This window comes from Thalassotalea litorea, assembly GCF_043642205.1.
Classification (GTDB): Bacteria; Pseudomonadota; Gammaproteobacteria; order Enterobacterales; family Alteromonadaceae; genus Thalassotalea_A; species Thalassotalea_A litorea.
Genome location: NZ_JBHZSG010000043.1, coordinates 1 through 19259, shown reverse-complemented (window position 1 = coordinate 19259; position 19259 = coordinate 1). Strand labels below are relative to the sequence as shown.

General features: G+C 42.9%; 19 protein-coding genes. 7 read left to right on the top strand and 12 right to left on the bottom strand.

Translation table 11 applies throughout. From position 1 onward, the window contains the following. Positions 1–18: 18 nt before the first annotated feature. A complete protein-coding gene (locus ACHUFQ_RS14520; RefSeq protein WP_394176567.1) occupies positions 19–708 on the top strand; it encodes a DUF2971 domain-containing protein in 690 nt (229 codons plus the stop codon). Positions 709–717: 9 nt separating this feature from the next. On the opposite strand, the gene ACHUFQ_RS14515 is transcribed toward ACHUFQ_RS14520, so the two are convergent. The 4 genes from ACHUFQ_RS14515 to ACHUFQ_RS14500 all read right to left on the bottom strand — a co-directional run bounded on the left by ACHUFQ_RS14515 (position 718) and on the right by ACHUFQ_RS14500 (position 4095). Then, positions 718–1176, bottom strand: a complete 459-nt coding sequence (locus ACHUFQ_RS14515; protein ID WP_394176566.1) for a hypothetical protein — start codon at positions 1174–1176, stop codon at positions 718–720. Between the two features lie 113 nt (positions 1177–1289). Beyond that, the gene (locus ACHUFQ_RS14510) at positions 1290–2027 is read right to left on the bottom strand and encodes a hypothetical protein (protein WP_394176565.1); all 738 of its coding nucleotides are present in this window, start codon (positions 2025–2027) and stop codon (positions 1290–1292) included. Positions 2028–2053: 26 nt separating this feature from the next. Continuing rightward, entirely contained in the window at positions 2054–2554 is a 501-nt protein-coding gene (locus ACHUFQ_RS14505) for a hypothetical protein (RefSeq protein ID WP_394176564.1), read from the bottom strand. A 980-nt stretch (positions 2555–3534) separates the two neighbouring features. Then, complete coding sequence (locus ACHUFQ_RS14500; protein WP_394176563.1) at positions 3535–4095, bottom strand: recombinase family protein; 561 nt, start codon at positions 4093–4095, stop codon at positions 3535–3537. 476 nt (positions 4096–4571) lie between these two features. Here ACHUFQ_RS14500 and ACHUFQ_RS14495 point away from each other — a divergent pair, with 476 nt between their 5' ends. Further along, positions 4572–4874 carry a hypothetical protein gene (locus ACHUFQ_RS14495; protein ID WP_394176562.1) on the top strand — a complete coding sequence of 101 codons (303 nt, stop codon included), beginning with the start codon at positions 4572–4574 and terminating at the stop codon, positions 4872–4874. Positions 4875–5674: 800 nt separating this feature from the next. Here ACHUFQ_RS14495 and ACHUFQ_RS14490 read toward each other — a convergent pair. Next, on the bottom strand, positions 5675–6919 hold the full coding sequence (locus ACHUFQ_RS14490; protein WP_394176561.1) for a DUF6538 domain-containing protein: 1245 nt from the start codon (positions 6917–6919) through the stop codon (positions 5675–5677). A 241-nt stretch (positions 6920–7160) separates the two neighbouring features. Beyond that, entirely contained in the window at positions 7161–7919 is a 759-nt protein-coding gene (locus ACHUFQ_RS14485) for a sterol desaturase family protein (protein ID WP_394176560.1), read from the bottom strand. A gap of 164 nt (positions 7920–8083) precedes the next feature. On the opposite strand from ACHUFQ_RS14485, the gene ACHUFQ_RS14480 reads away from it, so the two are divergent. Next, positions 8084–10027, top strand: a complete 1944-nt coding sequence (locus tag ACHUFQ_RS14480; protein WP_394176559.1) for a winged helix-turn-helix domain-containing protein — start codon at positions 8084–8086, stop codon at positions 10025–10027. Positions 10028–10190: 163 nt separating this feature from the next. Next, a complete protein-coding gene (locus ACHUFQ_RS14475) occupies positions 10191–10694 on the top strand; it encodes a DUF3016 domain-containing protein (RefSeq protein ID WP_394176558.1) in 504 nt (167 codons plus the stop codon). Positions 10695–10969: 275 nt separating this feature from the next. On the opposite strand, the gene ACHUFQ_RS14470 is transcribed toward ACHUFQ_RS14475, so the two are convergent. The 3 genes from ACHUFQ_RS14470 to epmB all read right to left on the bottom strand — a co-directional run bounded on the left by ACHUFQ_RS14470 (position 10970) and on the right by epmB (position 13547). Continuing rightward, complete coding sequence (locus tag ACHUFQ_RS14470; protein WP_394176557.1) at positions 10970–11863, bottom strand: transporter; 894 nt, start codon at positions 11861–11863, stop codon at positions 10970–10972. A 45-nt stretch (positions 11864–11908) separates the two neighbouring features. Beyond that, a complete protein-coding gene (locus ACHUFQ_RS14465) occupies positions 11909–12229 on the bottom strand; it encodes a hypothetical protein (RefSeq protein WP_394176556.1) in 321 nt (106 codons plus the stop codon). Positions 12230–12521: 292 nt separating this feature from the next. Next, positions 12522–13547 (bottom strand): EF-P beta-lysylation protein EpmB, encoded by a 1026-nt coding sequence (gene epmB / locus ACHUFQ_RS14460; RefSeq protein WP_394176555.1) that lies wholly within the window; start codon positions 13545–13547, stop codon positions 12522–12524. Between the two features lie 76 nt (positions 13548–13623). Between epmB and efp the strand changes: the two genes are divergently transcribed. The 3 genes from efp to ACHUFQ_RS14445 all read left to right on the top strand — a co-directional run bounded on the left by efp (position 13624) and on the right by ACHUFQ_RS14445 (position 15872). After that, complete coding sequence (efp, locus tag ACHUFQ_RS14455) at positions 13624–14193, top strand: elongation factor P (RefSeq protein WP_144035010.1); 570 nt, start codon at positions 13624–13626, stop codon at positions 14191–14193. A gap of 166 nt (positions 14194–14359) precedes the next feature. Further along, complete coding sequence (gene epmA / locus ACHUFQ_RS14450) at positions 14360–15331, top strand: elongation factor P--(R)-beta-lysine ligase (protein WP_394176554.1); 972 nt, start codon at positions 14360–14362, stop codon at positions 15329–15331. Between the two features lie 160 nt (positions 15332–15491). Next, on the top strand, positions 15492–15872 hold the full coding sequence (locus ACHUFQ_RS14445) for a MerC domain-containing protein (RefSeq protein WP_394176553.1): 381 nt from the start codon (positions 15492–15494) through the stop codon (positions 15870–15872). A 68-nt stretch (positions 15873–15940) separates the two neighbouring features. On the opposite strand, the gene glnG is transcribed toward ACHUFQ_RS14445, so the two are convergent. From glnG to ACHUFQ_RS14430, 3 genes are all read right to left on the bottom strand, one after another. Beyond that, positions 15941–17338, bottom strand: coding sequence for a nitrogen regulation protein NR(I) (gene glnG, locus ACHUFQ_RS14440; protein ID WP_394176552.1), 1398 nt, complete (start codon positions 17336–17338; stop codon positions 15941–15943). Continuing rightward, positions 17335–18420 carry a nitrogen regulation protein NR(II) gene (gene glnL, locus ACHUFQ_RS14435; protein ID WP_394176551.1) on the bottom strand — a complete coding sequence of 362 codons (1086 nt, stop codon included), beginning with the start codon at positions 18418–18420 and terminating at the stop codon, positions 17335–17337. The genes glnG and glnL overlap by 4 nt, the downstream gene beginning before the upstream one ends. A gap of 89 nt (positions 18421–18509) precedes the next feature. After that, positions 18510–19028 (bottom strand): DUF4124 domain-containing protein, encoded by a 519-nt coding sequence (locus ACHUFQ_RS14430; protein ID WP_394176550.1) that lies wholly within the window; start codon positions 19026–19028, stop codon positions 18510–18512. Between the last annotated feature and the right edge of the window lie 231 nt (positions 19029–19259).

Here is a 19259-nt window from a genome sequence, read left to right as displayed (position 1 = left end):
TACTATCAAGGATTCTTGATGAAGTTATATCATTTTTTAAACTCTCAATACGCACTAGAGGCGATAAAAAAACAAAGACTTAAGGTATCCAAGTATAGTGATTTCAATGACCCTTTTGAGCTCACTGCTGTTTCACTTAAAGATGAGCAACACAGAGGCCTTGCCGCAGTACTTTATGAGGTCGTTGACTCGGACTTTAGAGCTCTATGTTTTTGTTCGTCTTGGAATAATCCTATTATGTGGGCACATTACGCTGACAAACATAAAGGGGCAGTATTGGAAGTTGAAGTCGCTGAACATGGAGTACTGGAGGTTACGTATTCCGAAGAAAGACTAGAACCAACATTTCAAAAAATGTACGAGGAAAGACACTTGGAGTCGTCTAAGTGGGATTTAATTAATCTCTGTAATACTAAATACGAGGGTTGGAAATACGAAGAGGAGTATCGAGCCATTGTAGAGGAAAAGGATATAGTAAGGGACAAGGGTATTGAGTTTTTAACCGCGGATACTAACTTCAAGATAACTGGAATCATCACTGGCGTTAGATGTGAATTGTCAGACGAACAGATAGAGAGTCATATTCCCAATGGGCAAAGTATAAAAGTGACGCGAACACAACAAGCTTTCGATTCGTTTAACATAGTAGAGAACAGCGAACTTATTCCATATCAACTATCTTCTTTACCCATTGCATCAGAACTATAAAACAAAGACCTACTGATAGTACTTCTCGTACATGTTCAGTAGGTCATTGGCGTCTGGAAGCCTTCCCTGATTCATCCCATTTACTGCCTTGACAACAGCCTGCCTCACACTGGCACTGTTAGCTTGTGACGCTACCCACTGATAGAAATGCTGCGAATCAGTAACACCTGACGCTTCAATGTTGGCTTCAAACGTACCTTGCGCTGTCTCAATCTCTTCTTCATGCAGTAGCGTTTCTTGCTGATGGTCACTGAATTCCTGCTCACTGCTATCAGCTTCAATGCCTAGCTCTGACTCAGAGATAACGCCTGCACGGATAAAGTGTTCAGCAGGTGCTTCAACTCCATCAATAGTTATTAGGTCTTGAGGGCTAATAGTTGGCTGTTGGATAGCCTGTAGCTGCTGACGTGTCGTGTCGCACATTTCGTTTTGGTCGAATGACGGAAACGCCTGTTCGAATGGATTCATAGTTATTATCTCCTGATATGATAGTGAAAAGCGTGACGCTACGTGAAATCTACGAGTAAACCCTAAGGCTAACTGTATTTCATGCACGTAGCGTTACGTTATTTGATCATTAACTAGCCAATAAGTAGCTTGGATAGGAATTGATTGACGTTCTTAAGCTCAGCCTTAGCGTCTTCTGCGACATTGAGGCGAGACTTAGCACTGTCAATATGACGCTTGTGTTCCTGTACTCGCTGACGAATGATTGACTTTTGGCGAGCTTCAGTAACTTTGATTGATTGTTGAATCTCTTCTTTCGTCATTTCCTTACTTGCCATAATACTCTTGGTCATCTTCGCAAGGTCAGCTTCCATAGCCTTAGTTGTGCCAATGATATTACGTTCATGGAAGTCAATGTCGGCTTCAAGTTGTGCCTTGTTATTTCGTTCAATGATGGCTTGTAGCTCTTTACGTCTCTCAAGTAATCGGTCTTCTGAAGGTGGCTTGTTAATGTAGCCTGGTCGCTTCGTTCCTTTCGGTAACTCGACACCCTCAGTCATCGACTTCCACATTGAGTTCAGGCGATCTGTACGATCTTTCTCAGACATAAATAACAGTGACCAGTACATAGACTTAGCTCTGTCGTTAAAGTCGCTTACAGTGGCTCTGAGGATCTCCTGTAGTTCCTTGCGCTTAGCTTCTGCTTGCTGCTTGGTAACGTTGGCTTCTGTGTAGTTCTTCAGGTACTCATTGAATATTGAGTCAGCGTCTTGTCCCTGCTTAGCGCAGATAACGCCTAGTAGGTCACGACACATAGCAGACAGTGCAAAGATAGTGTCGTCAGTTTTGTTTTGTTGCAGTTGGTTTAGCATGGAATTATTTCCTGTAAATAAATAAGTTAGTAGTAATGGGTGAAGATGCGGTCTAACGCTCTCTGGCGGTGCATCCGTTTTGTAGCTTGTTGCTTCTTGGGTGTGTTGCTGTTAACTCGTGCATGACTGATGTTCATACTCTTGGTTATCGCTGCCTGAAGCTTTGGGTGGTTAAGGTCGATTCGTTCTAGCAGTGGACGCATGTACTCAAACATGGCTAGCGCATGGCTTGCAGTTAACCTGTAGTGCTGTCGTTTACCTGACACTGTGATGTGGACAGGTGGTGAAGCAAGTTTGTAGAAGCTGCGTCTGACAATCCAAGTAATGAATGAATCATGGTTAGGGAAAGCCTTACGGTTGAGCATTGCTGTGATGTAGTTCGCTGTCCATCGTCTAATGACAACTTCAGTACCTGACACTTCAACAGTGAGGCGTAACAGGTGCATAAGCTTCAGCTCGTGAGACAGTTCAGTGAATCGTCTGTACATAGACAACGGTTTGAGCTTCATAGCTTCGTTTAGCTTCATCCTGAAGTCGTCTACGTAGCGTCTCTCAGGTGCTCGTAAGTCCCTGTCGAACCATAAGCAGCTAGCTTTATGAGTTACATGAATGTCTCGATGATAGTAGTTGCTTTCAGGCTTGAAGACGTAAGGTCTGAATAATGGATGACCGTGATAACGTCTGTTGTAGTAATGGTCATTGCAGTAGGCTTTCGAGCGTTTAGCTCTCGGTTGGTTGCATGAAGTTAACGCACAGGTTTCGCTGAGGTTGAGCTTCATTCTTAGTATAGGTTCTCCAGTAATCGGTTAACGATAGTCTCGGTTTTCACCTTACGCTTCTCTGCTTCTTGAGCAATGTTTTGTAGGAACTGAAGTGCGCTGAGTGCTTTAGGTGTTAGCGTAAGTAGGACGTGTGGACTCTGCTGCACCTTGTAGGGCTTCGAGCGTACGTAGTAGGTTTTAGTGGACAATGATGTGTCTCCTTATTGTTATGATTTATTGAAAAAAAGGTAGAGGCATAAAGTTTCCAGTAGCACTCTGACGCCAAGGCTTACGTTGAGACTCGCATAGCTCAGTGCAAAGGAAACACTATAGACCAGTGGCTATGTGACACGGCTTAACGCTGAGTGCTATTGGAAACTTATGATTTATAAAAAAGGAATGACCTGATACGCGAGTGCTTCAGGCTATCCTCAGGAAATAATGACTAACCAGAACAACACGCTTAACGACATCTTCAGGTTAATAGGTAGGACTGAAAGTTTACTAAGATTTAATAACCATGTAGGTAATCATAAATGATACAGACTACAGGCTGACTATAAGTAGACTATAAGTATCTTATTCTTTCTTTCAGTTTTCTCCCCATAGGTGGGACATACCCCTGTAACAGAGAATCTTCTGGTCATGGACTGTTTGTCTTCTTCAGGAAAAACTTATTGCATAGGAGGGATATACCCCTTAGGCCAGTAAATACGGGGCAACAAGTAACCCAATGATAGTGAAGTCTACGCTGACTCAGCTACGATACGCTGCACAGTAGAAGCAGCTATGCCATGTTCAGCAGCAGTCTTACGAATACTCAGCCCTGACTTCAAGCTCTCAAGTACAGCTTCTCTATTAATGTCTTTACTCTTACGTCTGCCTTTGTACTTACCTGCTGCTTTAGCCTGAGCAATGCCTTCACGTTGACGCTCAAGCATCATGCTACGCTCGAACTGAAAGACAGCACCTAGCATTGTCAGTTGTAATTCTTGCATTGGGTCTGAGCGATTAGGCGTAAACGTCAGTGACTCATTGTAGAACTTCAGGGTGACTCCTTGTGACGTTAAGTCCTTTACCATTGTTAACAAGTCATTTACGCTTCGAGCCAGTCTGGATATGTCGTGAACATGAATAGTGTCTCCCTCACGCACATAGTCGAGCATCTTGTTCAGCTCTGGTCTGTCTCTATCTTTACCTGAGCATTTGTCTGTGAATACCTTCATGCTGTCGAGGTCTAAAGCTGCAAGCTGTCGCTCTGTATTCTGTTCTACTGTACTAACTCGAATGTAAGCTACCTGTGTCATATCGTTTCCTTGTTGTACCTATTTAAGTCTTAGATATAGGGCAAGTTGCTGTACTCACAATTCGATGTCAACATATATCGGTACAAAAAGTGTATTCATTTACTGTGATCGATAGACTATGCCTGAAACGGTACAGTGATAGGGAAGTAGTAATAAGCTGTTGATTGCTAGAAGATCCTGTAACGATCTTTAAGAGACTCTAAGGCCTTCGTAAGGTCATTGGATCAGTCAAAGGAGATAAGGCTCGTATGGATCGCTCAGAGCGTCTCAGCATTGCTCTATGCGAACAGTTGTCGGTACAGTGACTTGAGGTGGCTTAATACTCACACGAGCGCAGGGCTACGGGGGAAACTCGCTTCTTTAGATGTCGAAGTGTGGCCTCGGATTTTTTTACATAAAAAGCTTAAGGATTGAAGGTATTACTATTTCACCTTAAAGTAAGTTTTTTGGAACTCTTACCTCAAAAGGGAATTATCATGCGTTTACTGTTTTTATTTTTATTTACCTTCGCTGCGTTTGTAACTGCAGCCGAACAAGAAAATGACAAGTACTCACCACCAAACTGTAAGGTGATCGCTGAGTGGGTTGATCTCCAAAAACAAAGGCAATACAAAGACAACATCAAGCTATCAGATTACCCAAAGCTTAATATTTATGACATCGCGATTGCTATTTATATCAATCGAAAAATGCCTTCTTCTGCAAGTAATACTTATGCTTCAGCATACATAAACTGTAGAGCCATCATAGCGGGGAATGTTGTAGTTCAACCGGATTAATAAAGTTGAAGATTGGAGAATATCTTTAGCCTGCAATAGTATAAAAAAGAGATCGAGCAAAGCTCATCGATAGTTGTTAACTTATTGAAAAAATTACATTAGAATAGCTAAATAGTTGTTTTAAAGAATACGGAGAGTAGGCGTGGGGGATCCATTGTCCTGCTTGAAGTTAGAGGTGCAAATGACGAACTTCTCGCACCCTTAAGATCACCGAATTTCGAATCTCTAAGGAAGAGAAACACTCTGAGTTTGGTTCCACACCTCGGTGTCGATATTGGAACTATTGGCACCAATCCATGAGTAGGGCGGCAATCCTATTCTTGGCGTCGCTGGCCTGCGACGTAAAGCTCAGGTATTAATTCTCCTGAGCCGGCTCGGGGTTATTATGGGGAACAAATCATGTTCACTCTAAAAACTTCGAAACTTGAGGTTTCAATTGATATTGCAAAGATTATTAAAGCTACTGCCTTTTTAATCTTTCTATTAGTGTAACCGTTGGCGGGGTAACTCTAGTTGCCCCTAGCCACAAATCCTTTCCAGTTGTTTATCCTGACCAGTCCAGCATAACACTCAGCAGATTCCAAGCTCCCAAATAATTCTACAAGCAAAGCTTCACGCTTCGCCCGTTTACGAGGTGATATCTGTTCTTGTGTCAGAAGGTAAAGCCAAGTAGCGACAAGTGCTCTAGGTGGTAGTTGTCGTTGGTTATTCATGTGTAGCAGTCCGTTGCTGTTGTGGGTTCAATTTAAGGATAGCCAAGATGTTCCCACAGACACATGAAGAATATTCAATTCAATAGCTTAGAATGATTTTAGTGATTTAACGTGCTCTCCTAGGTAATCTTCTAGTTTCGCAGCTATCTTGTCATAATTATTCTTCAGCTTTTGCAGTTCATCTCCACGAGCATAATGACCATAAGTTAGACTCACTCCCTTGTTTGTATGGCCAACAATCTGCGATGCAATGGTCTCAGGAATATCCGCACGCAATGCACAAGTTGATATGAGATTCCTGAATGTGTGCAGAGTCTTGGTTTCATCAGCCACAACTCGAGTTTTAGATCTGGAAAAAAGTCTGGATACCTCTTTGCCATCTGCTAGCACGAATTCCTTGCTAGTTTGCGATTTAAGCAGTTGATACAACCAGTCAGGAATCGGAACGACGCGCCTTGCTCGGTCATTTTTACCGTGTTCAATGTAAATGCATCCATCTTTTACGAGATCTTTGGTCAGTCGAGATACTTCAGATATACGAGCGCCAGTCCACAAACTAGTGAGCGCAGCAAGATACATGTTTGGCGTAACATGCTGTTTAAAATCAGCCATAACTGAACTTATTTCCTCAGCAGTCATAAGCTGACGTTTTATGGATGCCTTGCCTCCTACAGAATGATTGCTGAAAGGATTATCACCGTGTACAAAATCACGGTCATTAGCGTATTTCCAGAGCATTTTGAGTGCTGATAGTTTTCCCTGAACTGTTGTTTTGGCATAGCCCGAGTCCGCCTGATGTGTATGAAACTCTGTGACCATACCTCGTGTTATCTGGCTCAGCGCAACGTCATGAGTTCTCAGGTATTTCAAAAACTCTTCTGTGAATGTACTGGCCTTTCGTTGGGTATCTGCGGACTTAGATTTTCCGACAGCTTCTTGCCAACCTTTGAGAGCTTCTCTAAGGCTGAACTGATAATCGATGGGAATTGGGGTTTCACTGGCAACATGTCTGTATGCTGCTAACTCAGCTGGACATTCATCTCCAGTGTAATGTCTCATTGCGTCCCATTCCTGAGGGTTACTTTTCTTGTCTGCTTCAAAGTTTGCGACGTGTTGTTTGAATAACGTCCGTGCCTTTGAGGGAGATTCCATTTCAAGTTGAGCCATTTCACCTAAGATCTTATCACGGAGCTTTTTTGCTTGTTTTATGTCACTGGTATGCAGTGTTCTTTTGATTGTTTGCTTGCCGCCATACAAATGCTGAATTGAGGTGGGGATGCGTTTCTGAAAATAAAATGTATCACCACGTAGCTGTAGGTGTTTCATAGTCATTTGTTGTTGTACCTCGAGAATTGTAGCCGCTTCTGTAGCAACCAATGTAGCCAATCTATATGGTCGCATGCCTTGAATATCAAGGGGTGTGGGCGTTAGAGGTATATTTTGCTAGGAATGATGTAATCTGCCAAGGATTACAGATAACGTTTATATCGAACCTAACCCTTAATCTATTAGAAAGAGCGATGCCCCGGCATCGCTCTTTTTTTACCTTAAATTTTTGTTTGCAAGGCTCAACTTATTGGGTTTTACTCCGCACCACATCTTCAAACATAAGTATCTGCTTGGTTTTTAACGAAGCACCATCATAGAATCCTATCTCATCCACAAACGTTTCAGGGTTTTTGAACGTGCCAAAAATCATATCAAAAATGGGCAATTCCGAATAATTAAACCCATGTACTCCTTTTTGATGATGCACCGAATGGCTTTCCGGACGCTGGATAATATAACCTAGCCATCGTGGTGTGCGAATATTGGTATGAGTGAATGTCTGTAAGAACATGGTGATATACAGAAAATATGAAGTCGCTTCCGCAGAGATCCCCATGATCACGTTTAAACTGATGCTTCCCACCAACGTGAACCCTAAGATGTCTAACGGGCTAAAATAAAATCCGCCAAAAACATCAAGTCTTTCTGCGCTGTGGTGCAGCTGATGACAACAACGCCATAACCAGGCATTTTGATGTAAATATCGATGCCACACATAAACCATAAATTCAAACACCACCACCGCTAATAGCGTACTTAAGTAAACCGGTAGGTGAGTTAAATCGATGAGTTGGTATTGCGCCAAATACTGATCCCAAATTAGTGGTAAATAACTGGCCAAATAAAAATAGAGTACAAAGAATCCCAGGGTTTTTGGGATCCAGCCTTTTATCGGTTTTAACGGTCGGGCAGGCGCCAGTGTTTGTAACAAGATGAGGGATAGATATATGGATATCAGGATCAAGGAGATAGGGTCGATTAGTATCTCGAACATGGTTGGCATAAATTACACCTATTGCGTTTGCGTCAATTTAAGGTAACGTTAATCATGCGACATGTTTGATTTTATTAAATAATCCTAGAGTAACGATTGTCTAATAATTGTGTAACTTTTGCATCAGATGCCAATTTATTCGCAGATCATAGAAACTTACTAAGGAATGACCGGTGATATATCGTTTAAATAATATAGACATCGATACTCGTAAATTTGAGGTTCGAGTCGCCGGTAAGCCAGTCCATGTAGAACCTAAATTATTCGACCTAATTGTTTATTTTATTAACCATCAACAACGCATCATTAGCCGTGATGAATTGTTTCAGGAGATTTGGCTTGGCCGCGATGTTTCGGATGCGACGTTAAGTAACCATATTAAGAGCGCTCGCAATTTGTTAGGTGATGATGCTGAATCGCAACGTGTTATTAAAACCATCCGTTCTCGCGGTTATCAGTTTGTAGGAGAGATACAAACTGAACAACCTCCAAAGGTTGGCGATCTGCAACCCATTGTCGAAGCCAGGCAAGGGCATGAGAGCCAGGATAAACCGGCATCGCCTAACTTATTCTTCGAAGGAGGTAATTTCCACAAGCGTTTGATAGTGTTGATTCCTTTGCTGATTGGGCTATTTTTCCTGGTCTGGTTATTCCTTAACGATAGGGATGCAAATTTGCAAACGGATACTGCCCCTTATCTATTGGTTGTACCCTTTTCGGTTTCCAGTCATGACTCTGAACACTGGCAACCTTTTGCTGATCAAATGACCCGGGAATTGATTCAGGATTTACGCAAAGTTTCAGGCTTAAAAACGGTACCGCCACCATCGTCGTTTGCGTTTAAACATAACAAGAGCAGAGATCATATTCGCACTCAATTACCCGATATCGATTATGTTCTAGATGGTGTGGTTAGTGAAGCAACAGATGGCTCGATGCAGATCACCGCGGAAGTTGAACATCTTAGTAGCGGAAAGTTAATGTGGAGCGGAGACTTCTCCGTGCAAGGTGAACAACGCAGTTTGTTTGCGATCCAGAACCAAATCGCTTCTTCGGTTTCTGCGTCTTTGCAAGTTCTGTTAATCGCGGAAGAAAAATCGGCCATCGAAAAAGCGCCTACCGAAATACCTCAAGCGCATAAACTCTACACGCAGGGACAATTTCAAATGTCTCTTATGACTCACCAGTCACTACGAAAAGCGATTAAGCTTTTCAATCAGGCGATTGTTCTGGATCAAAATTATGAGCAAGTCTATTTTGCCAAATCGAATGCTTATCGATTGTTGATGACCAACTATGAACCGCCTAAAGATGTGTTCCCTAATGTCATTGCTTCCGCGACTGAGATGTTGACCTTGAATCCAGACTCCGCTGAGATAAAGTCGTCCTTGGGGTTGGCCTATGTTCATGTATGGTTGTGGGATGAAGCCTGGAAGATGCTGAGCGAAGCCAGGCAAGCCGATGATCAAATAGCCAATACACAGCTGGGTTTTGCCCTTTACCATTCGGCATTGGGCAATCAACCTAGTGTCAAACACGCGTTAATGCTAGCGGATAACCTAGACCCTTTGAATCCGGAAATAAGCGATTGGGGAATTTGGGCGCTGATGATGAGTGGTGATATCGAAAATGCGATTCGCTTTGGTCAGGATAAAGTGTCGTTAAACCCTAAACTACCGCATTTATACACGGCGCTCGCAATTGCACAATATATCCGCGGCGATTTTGAACAAAGCCTGGCTCTTGCCAAGCGAGGGGTACTGCTTAGTCAGGGCGAACCGTTTCATAAAATTGTGCTGGCACAATCCTTGGCCGCTCAGAAAAATGTGACCGAGGCTAGGCAACTGCTCAATCAAGTCGAACAATCCAAGCAATATGTATGCCCCTATGAAACGGCCATCGTTTACTTACTGCTTGAAGATATTGAACGAGCCTTTCAATATTTTGATAAGGCGGTAGAGACTAAATCAAATTGCCTGATGTTTATTCGTAACGACCCCAGGCTGGTGACCTTAAAAAGCGATAGCCGATACCTTTCCTTATTGACAGCGGTTGGCCTTGATGATGGCAATGTTCAGCGCTTACAGCAGAGCAATAAGCTGAATGACACGTTTTAGTGTACTTTAACCCGAATTTTTGTTTTTTTGTCGTGCCCAGAGCATCATTGCTGTAAAGGTTTCGTAAAGGCCAGTTATGGCGTAAACTTTTTGCATAACCCCGGGTCTTATTTACTGTGATATCACATTAAGCCTGAGTTAGTTAAAACCTATGGGAGTGACTATGAAAAAGATTTTGATACTATTGGTCAGCGTGTTGAGTTTGTCTTTAGCTTCGACAATGTCGCACGCAGGGACGGTAGAAACCGAATGGGTCGAACCAGAAAAATTTACCGATGTAAAACCTGCCAATGGCACTCGCGCTAAGTTTCGCGAGACAACATTCAATCAACTGGAAAAACATTTTCAAAAGCGCGCTGATGAGTTACCCGAAGATCAGGTGTTAAAATTGAGCTTTACCGACGTAGATTTGGCGGGTGATGTTAAATATATGGTTGGTCCGAATAACAATAATTACCGGGTGATTGAAGATCTATACAGACCGCGTCTGGCATTTACGTACGAATTGATTGATGGTGATAAAAACGTGCTTAAAAGTGGCGAGGAAGATATCAAAGACATGAACTTTATGAATCGTGTTCGCAATAACCGTAGTAGCGATTCTTACGTGTATGAGAAAAACCTGTTCGATGATTGGTTTTATAAAACCATCAAATCCAAAGAGTAGGGTGGACAGTTATACCAATCACATTAAGTTTGTGCACAACTCAGAGTTAGGGCAGAGGTTCAGTTACAACATAGGTTTTATTGATATAGTCATTCTATATTAATGAAATATAGGGCAGTAAATGGGCCTCTGACAAACTCCCTACGGGTGAGTTTTAAAGGCACTTATCCTGCGTTACTGATTTTGACAATGGAATAACCATTCTCTGCAATCAAAGCCTTGTCTAAAAGCCTTTAAATTCTCACTGAGTGAGCAATAATTTAATGTGATTGGTATTACAATCGATAAGTCCACGCAATGGTTGCAGCATTGGTATCATTACCCAAACGGGTAGTGATACCGGTATTCAATATCAGTTTTATACTATGGTGCTTGTTAAGGGAGTAACGATAGGCGATTCCACCGCGGACGTTGGTGTCTTTGAGGCCCGATGGCTGACCATCGACGTACGTGTCACCACCACCGAAATAATTGAAATCCAGGGCTAACCAGTGCGCTGGCCCTAGATCATAAACCAGATGAAATTGCAGGTTATAGACGTTGTCCTGACTCAGCGTTTGGGTGCCCTGCAGTTCATCATTATCTTCAAAGAAAAATGCCGATAGCGCTAAGTCTATCTCCCACTTTCCTAATGGGATAGTCGCACCAATTTCCGGTTTTATATACCAACGATTCGAGCCGATATTAAATAACTTATCTTTTTCATAATGACCGTTTGGCACATTAACCTGTACGCTGGCACCGATAATCATGGTTTTTTCATAATTGAGGAATTCTTTCGCGGTAAGCGCCGGCGAGCCCATAAAGTTGTACGTCAATTTCAATTTGCTATCGGCAAAACCACAAAATTTTCGGGTGGTAACCTCGCCTTGAAAGAAAGCCGAGCCATCCCCGCATGATGTAGCAAATACCGCGTCAAATTTCGCCATTTTATTGTCTAGCGCAAAGGTGCGACTAAATTGCCCGGCCCAAGTCGTGGTTGTTAACCGAAAATCTTCAATCGGCAGACTAGACGATGTATAAACATCGCCATCCGAGTGTATATACATACCGGTAAAAAATGTTTGATCAATGGGAATGTTGAGGTACGAGCGAGGCTCAAGGTCTTGACCTTGAGCATGAAACGCATAGGCGAGGCATAATAACCACCAATATCGGAGACGTACCAAGTTGTAATCCTGCTTTGTAATGAAATCAGGCCTTAAGTACTGCGTCTAGCCTTTATTTGCGTAATGACTTTCGAATTCGGTTAATACTTTGAAAAGCTGTTCGATTTTTTTTACCAGCTTGATTAATAATGGCTTAGATTTGCTTTGTTGCCAAATCAATAAATCATCGGCAATCTCTTCAATATATGGTTGGAAGGTGCTCGCCTGGCGATCAAACGGCGAATCGTCAGTAAATATTTGATTAAACTTGGCTTTGTTATCCGCACGAAGTTGCTGCAAGGCACTGTCGGCGACGATTGAGCGTTTTAGTAATTGCGAGATATTGTCGATAAGTTGTTGTTCAACGGGATCGGCCATGATTTGCATGTCACTTACTTAAATTTGCCGTGGATTATGCCAGATTATTGGCTATTACGATAGGGGAGTTAGTAATTCAAAATGCCAGCCGAGGCATTAATGAAAGGCGTTATTATTTAAAAAAATGGTGATTGCATTGTAAAGAACAACCAAGACAATATGGTCTTGCATGGTCAACTTACTCTGCGTCCATGCGTGCCATTCCTACGGACGATTATAAATGATATGTATGCATCGCCTGATACTAACGCTTTGGTTAGCTGTCGGGTTTAACCAATCGATTTAAATATTCGCGAAATAATCAATCGACAGCCGTAATGGCTATTGGTGTTTTGTTCGCTTCTCCTGCGATTTCCCTAACCAGCTTTGGCATCAAAAAACCTGGTAGCTGTGCCATCATTTTTTGGGCAATGGCGATTGCTTCGCTATCACAAACATCAAAATGCGCCGCACCTTGTACCGGATCAAATAAATGTAGGTAATAGGGCTGAATGCCGCTATCAAACAGATCTTCACTTAACTGACACAATATCTCGCTGTCACTATTAATGCCCCTAAGTAATACACTTTGATTAAACAAGGGGATGTGTGATTGTCGAAGCGGCAGTATTGCCTGTCGAAATTCATTGTCAATTTCATTGGGGTGATTGATGTGAAATACCATAACCGACTTTAGGCGAGTATTCGCGAGCAAATTGACCAATGTCGGGGTGATCCGTTGTGGAATGACAACGGGCAAACGGCTATGAATTCTTAGCCGTTTGATATGATCTATTGCCTCTAGCTGTTCTATTAACCAGCTCAAATGTTCATCGGATGCCATAAGGGGATCGCCACCGCTGAAAATGACTTCATTGATCTGTGGATGGGCTGCGATGTAATCCAGGGCCTGTTGCCAGCGTAGCTTGTTTGGGCTGTTGTCTTCATAAGGAAAGTGACGGCGAAAACAATAACGACAGTTGATTGCGCAACCAGCTTTTACGATCATTAATACCCGATTCTGATATTTATGCAGTAAACCTTCCGCAACGGTATCATGCTCTTCTAATGGATCGGTGCTGTATCCTGCGACCTGTTCAAACTCCAGATCCTGCACCATGACCTGCTTGAGCAAGGGATCGTTGATATTGCCTTTCTCCATTCTGTGAATAAATGGTCGTGGAACTCGTAATGGAAACAACTTACGTGCAGAAAAATGCTGCTGTTGAGTCTTTTCATCGATTTCCAGCATTTGTAAAAGTACTCTGGCATCGGTGACGACATTGGCTAATTCTTTTTGCCAACAAGCATGTAATTGCGAGTCATTTAGGTGTATTATTTGCGGCATTAATAATCCCAACTTGGCGTTGTTTTATCTGACGTTAAGTGAATAATTTAAAAAGCACCGTTTAAAAGAGAACCCTATGGCTAACTTTAGTACAAACGAATTTAAAGCCGGTCTGAAGCTAATGATTGATGGCGAGCCGTGCAACATCCTAGAAAACGAATTAGTAAAACCAGGTAAAGGTCAGGCTTTTAACCGGGTTAAAATCCGCAAGCTAATCTCGGGTAAAGTGTTAGAAAAAACCTTTAAATCCGGAGAGTCAGTTGAAGGCGCCGACGTCATGGAAACAGATTTGGCGTATTTATACAATGACGGTGAATTCTGGCATTTTATGAATAATGACACCTTTGAGCAACTAGCGGCTGATGCAAAAGCCGTTGGCGACAACGAAAAGTGGTTAAAAGAAGGTGATCTATGTGTATTAACATTGTGGAATGGCAGTCCAATCACCGTAACACCACCAAATTTTGTGGAGCTGGAAGTTACCGAAACTGACCCTGGCCTTAAAGGTGATACTGCCGGTACTGGCGGCAAACCTGCTACTCTGGCAACAGGGGCGGTTGTGCGTGTGCCTCTGTTCATCCAGATTGGCGAAATTGTGAAAGTGGATACTCGCAGTGGTGAGTACGTATCCCGAGCTGGCAAGTAATCAACGAACCAAAGTGTCGGTTGGTAACAGAAAGGGAGCTTGAGCTCCCTTTCTTGTTTATATAATGACATCTGGCACTGAATAAATTTACACGGCAATATGAATACAGGAACTTAGAACCTGCAGTATTCATGCTCAATAACCGTCCTGGCACGAGTAAATGATTATGTGGCAACCCTCAGCAACTATCGAAACATTAAAGGCACGGGCAGACTTTATTGCTCAGATTCGGCTGTTTTTTGCGCAGCGTCAGGTTATGGAAGTGGAAACGCCGGCGTTGAGTCAGGCAACGGTCACGGATATCCATCTACAAAGTTTTGCTACCGAGCTTGCTGCCAATGTCAGTAGCAGTAGTCATCAACAAGCCTTGTATTTGCAAACGTCACCTGAATTTTCGATGAAGCGTTTATTGGCAGCGGGCAGTGGTCCGATATATCAAATTTGCAAAGCATTTCGCAATGAAGAACAAGGACGTTTTCATAATCCGGAATTCACGATGTTGGAATGGTACCGGCCTGGATTCGATCATCGGCAGTTGATGACGGAAATCGATGAACTCATGCAACGATTGCTGGCGACAAAACCGGCTCAGGTTATGACATATCAACAGGCATTCATGGAAACGCTAAACATTGATCCGCTAACCTCCTCTTGTGATGGGTTAAAACAGGTTATTAGCAAGCATCAACTGATGGCTGACTGGTTAGAAAACGAAACGGATGAGGATACCCTGCTACAGTTTATTTTTAATTCGTTGATTGAACCGGTGATCGGTCAGGACAGACCTTGTTTTGTTTATCATTTTCCCGCTTCTCAGGCGGCTTTAGCCAAACTGGATCCCGAAGATAATCGAGTTGCTCGCCGCTTCGAGTTATATTATCGCAATATGGAGCTCGCCAATGGTTTTGATGAGCTGACCGATGCCAATGAGCAGAAACAACGATTTGAGCAGGATAATTGCCAACGTCAAGCACGAAATCTGGCGACCCGTCCCATTGATAAACGTTTGTTAGCGGCGTTGCAACAAGGCTTACCTGATTGTGCAGGGGTCGCTATCGGAATTGATCGTTTGTTAATGTTGAAACTGGATAAATCTCATATTAATCAGGTGTTAAGCTTTGACTTAAGCCGCTGCTGATCGGCAATTACCGGCAAGACTGTGCATTCCTTTTACAATTTAAATGTGTGACATTATCACTTTTGTGATATTATCACTGTTTATCAATTCACCTTTTTCAGGTTCACAAAGGCGCTAATTTCAGGGCTGTTGTGGTTTATTGGGGCAGACTGAGAGTTACATGCTTGATCGATTAGGCATCACCGCAACGTCATTGTGTGCGTTGCACTGCATATTATTACCGGTACTATTGCCTTCCCTGTCGCTATTTGGCCTCGGGTTTATTGCGGATCATGAAGCCGAACATTGGTTTTTATTTGCGACCCTTTTGTTAGGCTCTTTCGCACTTTTCTCTGGCTTCAAACGTTACCATAAGAAAATCTACCCATTTTATCTGCTGTTCCTAGGTGGCTTCATCTACTGGCACAAGCATAGTGTCGATGAAGCATTGCAACCGGTGATGGTCATTATTGGCGCCGCCCTGTTAGTCGCAGCCCATCTGGTTAACCTAAAACTCTGCAATAGCTGTCGTAGTTGCCAGTCACAGGGTTGTGATTCTTAATTCGATTGCAGACCACAAGGTCTGCAACGGCCATTCATATGCAGCGATTGGTAGGACTTCTCAGCTTGCTAGTGCAAATCTTTCAGTTTCCTCGTCAGGGTATTTCGACCCCAACCTAGCTTTTTCGCCGCTTCCTGTTTGTGACCATGGGTAAAATGCAGTGCTCTATCGAGACAAATTCGCTCAAATTCAGGTAATGCTTCTGACAAAATGTCGATATTACCCTGGCTGAGTTGTTCATCCATCCAAAGCGATAACTGGCTTTGCCAGTTGCTGGTATTATTACCGCCACTGGTGGTAATTGTGGTCAGCTCTTCCGGTAAATCACTCAACAAAATCTCTTTACCAGATGCCATTACCGTTAAATAGCGACAGATGTTTTCAAGTTGCCGAACATTGCCAGGCCAGTCACAAGTCTGCATAAATTTAAGTGCTTGCGGATCGATGCTTTTACATTCTACACCTAACTCATCGGCGGCTTTTGAAAGGAAATTCAACGCCAGTTGTTCAATGTCTTCTTTGCGCTCTTTTAAACTTGGAAGTTGAATTCGAATCACGTTTAGACGATGGAATAAATCTTCCCGAAATTCGCCACTGTGAACCAGCTCTTCAAGATTTTGATGGGTCGCGGCAATAATCCGAACATCGACCTGTATCGGACTGTGGCCACCAACACGATAGAATTGACCATCTGCCAGAACTCGCAATAGCCGAGTTTGTATTTCTAATGGCATATCACCAATTTCATCGAGGAACAGGGTACCGCCGTGGGCCTGTTCAAATCGCCCCTGACGCACTGAATTTGCACCGGTAAATGCGCCTTTCTCATGGCCGAATAATTCTGATTCGATCAAATCTTTCGGTATTGCTGCCATATTTAACGGGATAAATGGAGCGTCTTTACGCGGACTATGCCGGTGCAAGGCATTGGCGACTAACTCTTTACCGGTTCCGGATTCGCCGTTAATCAATACGCTGATGCTTGAGCGAGACAAGCGTCCTATTGCACGGAAGACTTCCTGCATAGCAGGCGCTTCGCCGATGATACCGACGTCGGTAACTTTATGGGCGCTTTTTGCCTTTTTCGCAGATTGCTCCTGAGAATGGGTTAACGCCCGTTTGATCAAGGCCTGAGCTTCATCAATATCAAAAGGTTTTGGCAGGTATTCAAAAGCACCGCCTTGATAGGCGTTAACGGCACTGTCGAGATCTGAGTGTGCTGTCATGATAATAACCGGAATATCCGGGGCGTTTTCATTAATACGACTGAGCAGTGTCATACCATCCATTTGTGGCATGCGAATGTCGGAAATAATCACCTGAGGCTGGCTGATTTCTAAAGCCGTAAGCACATCCATTGCGTTACTGAAGGTTGCCGAAGAAATATTGGCACCCTTGAGGGCTTTTTCTAGTACCCAACGAATTGAGTTGTCGTCATCGACTATCCATACTTGTTCAGAATTCATTGATTAGGTCTCTTTGGTAAAGGCAATACAATTGAAAATTCGGTACGTCCGGGATAACTGTGGCATGCGAGCTTGCCGTGGTGTTGATGTACCAGTGTTTGTGCGATAGAAAGCCCAAGGCCTGTGCCGTTTGCGCGGCCCGATACCATGGGGTAGAAAATTTTATCTTGTAAGGATGCAGGGATGCCTGGTCCGTTATCGATAATGGAAATCTTAATTGCCAGTTTTACTTTTTCACCATTTATGGTTTGATTGGTGGCAATTCTGGTTTTTAAGACAATCTGGCCATTCTCATCAAGCACCTGAATGGCATTGCCGACAATGTTTAATAGTGTCTGCTGCAGTTTTTCAGAATCAATATCAATTTCCGGAATCGAAGGATCATAATCACGGATAAAGCGAATGCCCTTAGCATTATCAAACTTTTTAACCTGATAAACGGTTTCCAGCACCTCGTGAATATTCATGGGTGCCAGCTTAGGTAATTGGTTTGGCCCAAGCAGCCTATCAACCAGATTGGTTAAGCGGTCTGCCTGCTCAATAATAAGAGAGGTGAATTCTTTTTGTTCGGTGGTTAACTCGCGATCCAATAGCTGCGCTGCGCCTCGCAATCCGCCTAACGGGTTTTTTATTTCATGGGCCAGACCTCGAATTAAATCCCGTGCGGCTTGCCATTGCTGCTCCTGAAACATTTCGGTGTTGATTTGTTTTTGTTTATCGATTTGCTTACATTCAAGTAAGACCCGAGTTTTACCTTCGATTAAAATCACCGAGGCAGAAACCTCTAGTGAGATGCGAGAATTATCGATAGATTCCAGAATGACATCTGAGTCGGTAAAATCCTGCCCGGTACGAACAACCTGTGCCAGGCGTTCAACGTCGAGCGAACAATAAACAAAGCTTTCGACGAAAGGCTTATCTAATAGTCGATTTAAACTTTTATTGAATGTCGCTTCAGCAGACGGGTTTAGATATTTAATTTCCAGGCGGTTATTTAATACCACAACGGCCGTGCCTAATTGGGACACTAACTGTTGTTGGTAATATTGGCGAATTTCTTTTAATTGGGCTGAACTGTGCAATCGCTTCTCCGCTTGCACCAAAATGGTGCGGTACAGATTTTAGTGTACGTAAATGCGATTTAAATTGCACGGATTTAGTGAGGTGTAGCTTAATTAACTCTGGCTCGGTGCAAATAAATCGTCCTTTCCTTAGACGATGCAATAACCTTGCCTTGATTGTTGATTAGTTCTAATTTTATTTTATGTTCGCCGCGGTCGACATTTCTGAGGATAAATACCGAGCGTGTTTGTGGTTCGCCATGTTTCTCACCATTGAAGATTAGCTGTACCGACAAGCCTCGCTTAAAAACCGGTGATACCTGACCTGAGATATAAATCGATCCGGCATTATCGCGAATGGTGGCATGATCTTCTGGTTGGTTAATAGATACCTGAAACTCTTCGACCTTAGCTCTGGGGGTAATATCCAGAATAGACGTATCTACCGATGTGATGATGGTTTGTTGGTCTTCGACTTCGATAAGTTCGGCACCGGGCTTAGGCGTATCAGAGAAAACCACATTTCCCTGTTCGTCTTTCCATGCATAGATTTTAGATTTCGCCTGTAGTGAGTTCGCCGCCAGCAACGATAGGATAATTAAAGCTGTGGTAGTCCATTTCCATAACATAGGTCAGTTTTCCGCTGGCATAGGGCCAATAATCTTTTGCAAACAATGATTAAGAGACAACGATTGATGAATCTCAATAATTATGAATGAATAACAATAGAAACTCCAATTTAACAAATTATTGGAGGCTAAGCTAATTTAGGTATTAAATTGTCATTAATACCAATCACATTAAATTATTGCTCACTCAGTGAGAATTTAAAGGCTTTTAGGCAAGGCTTTGATTGCAGA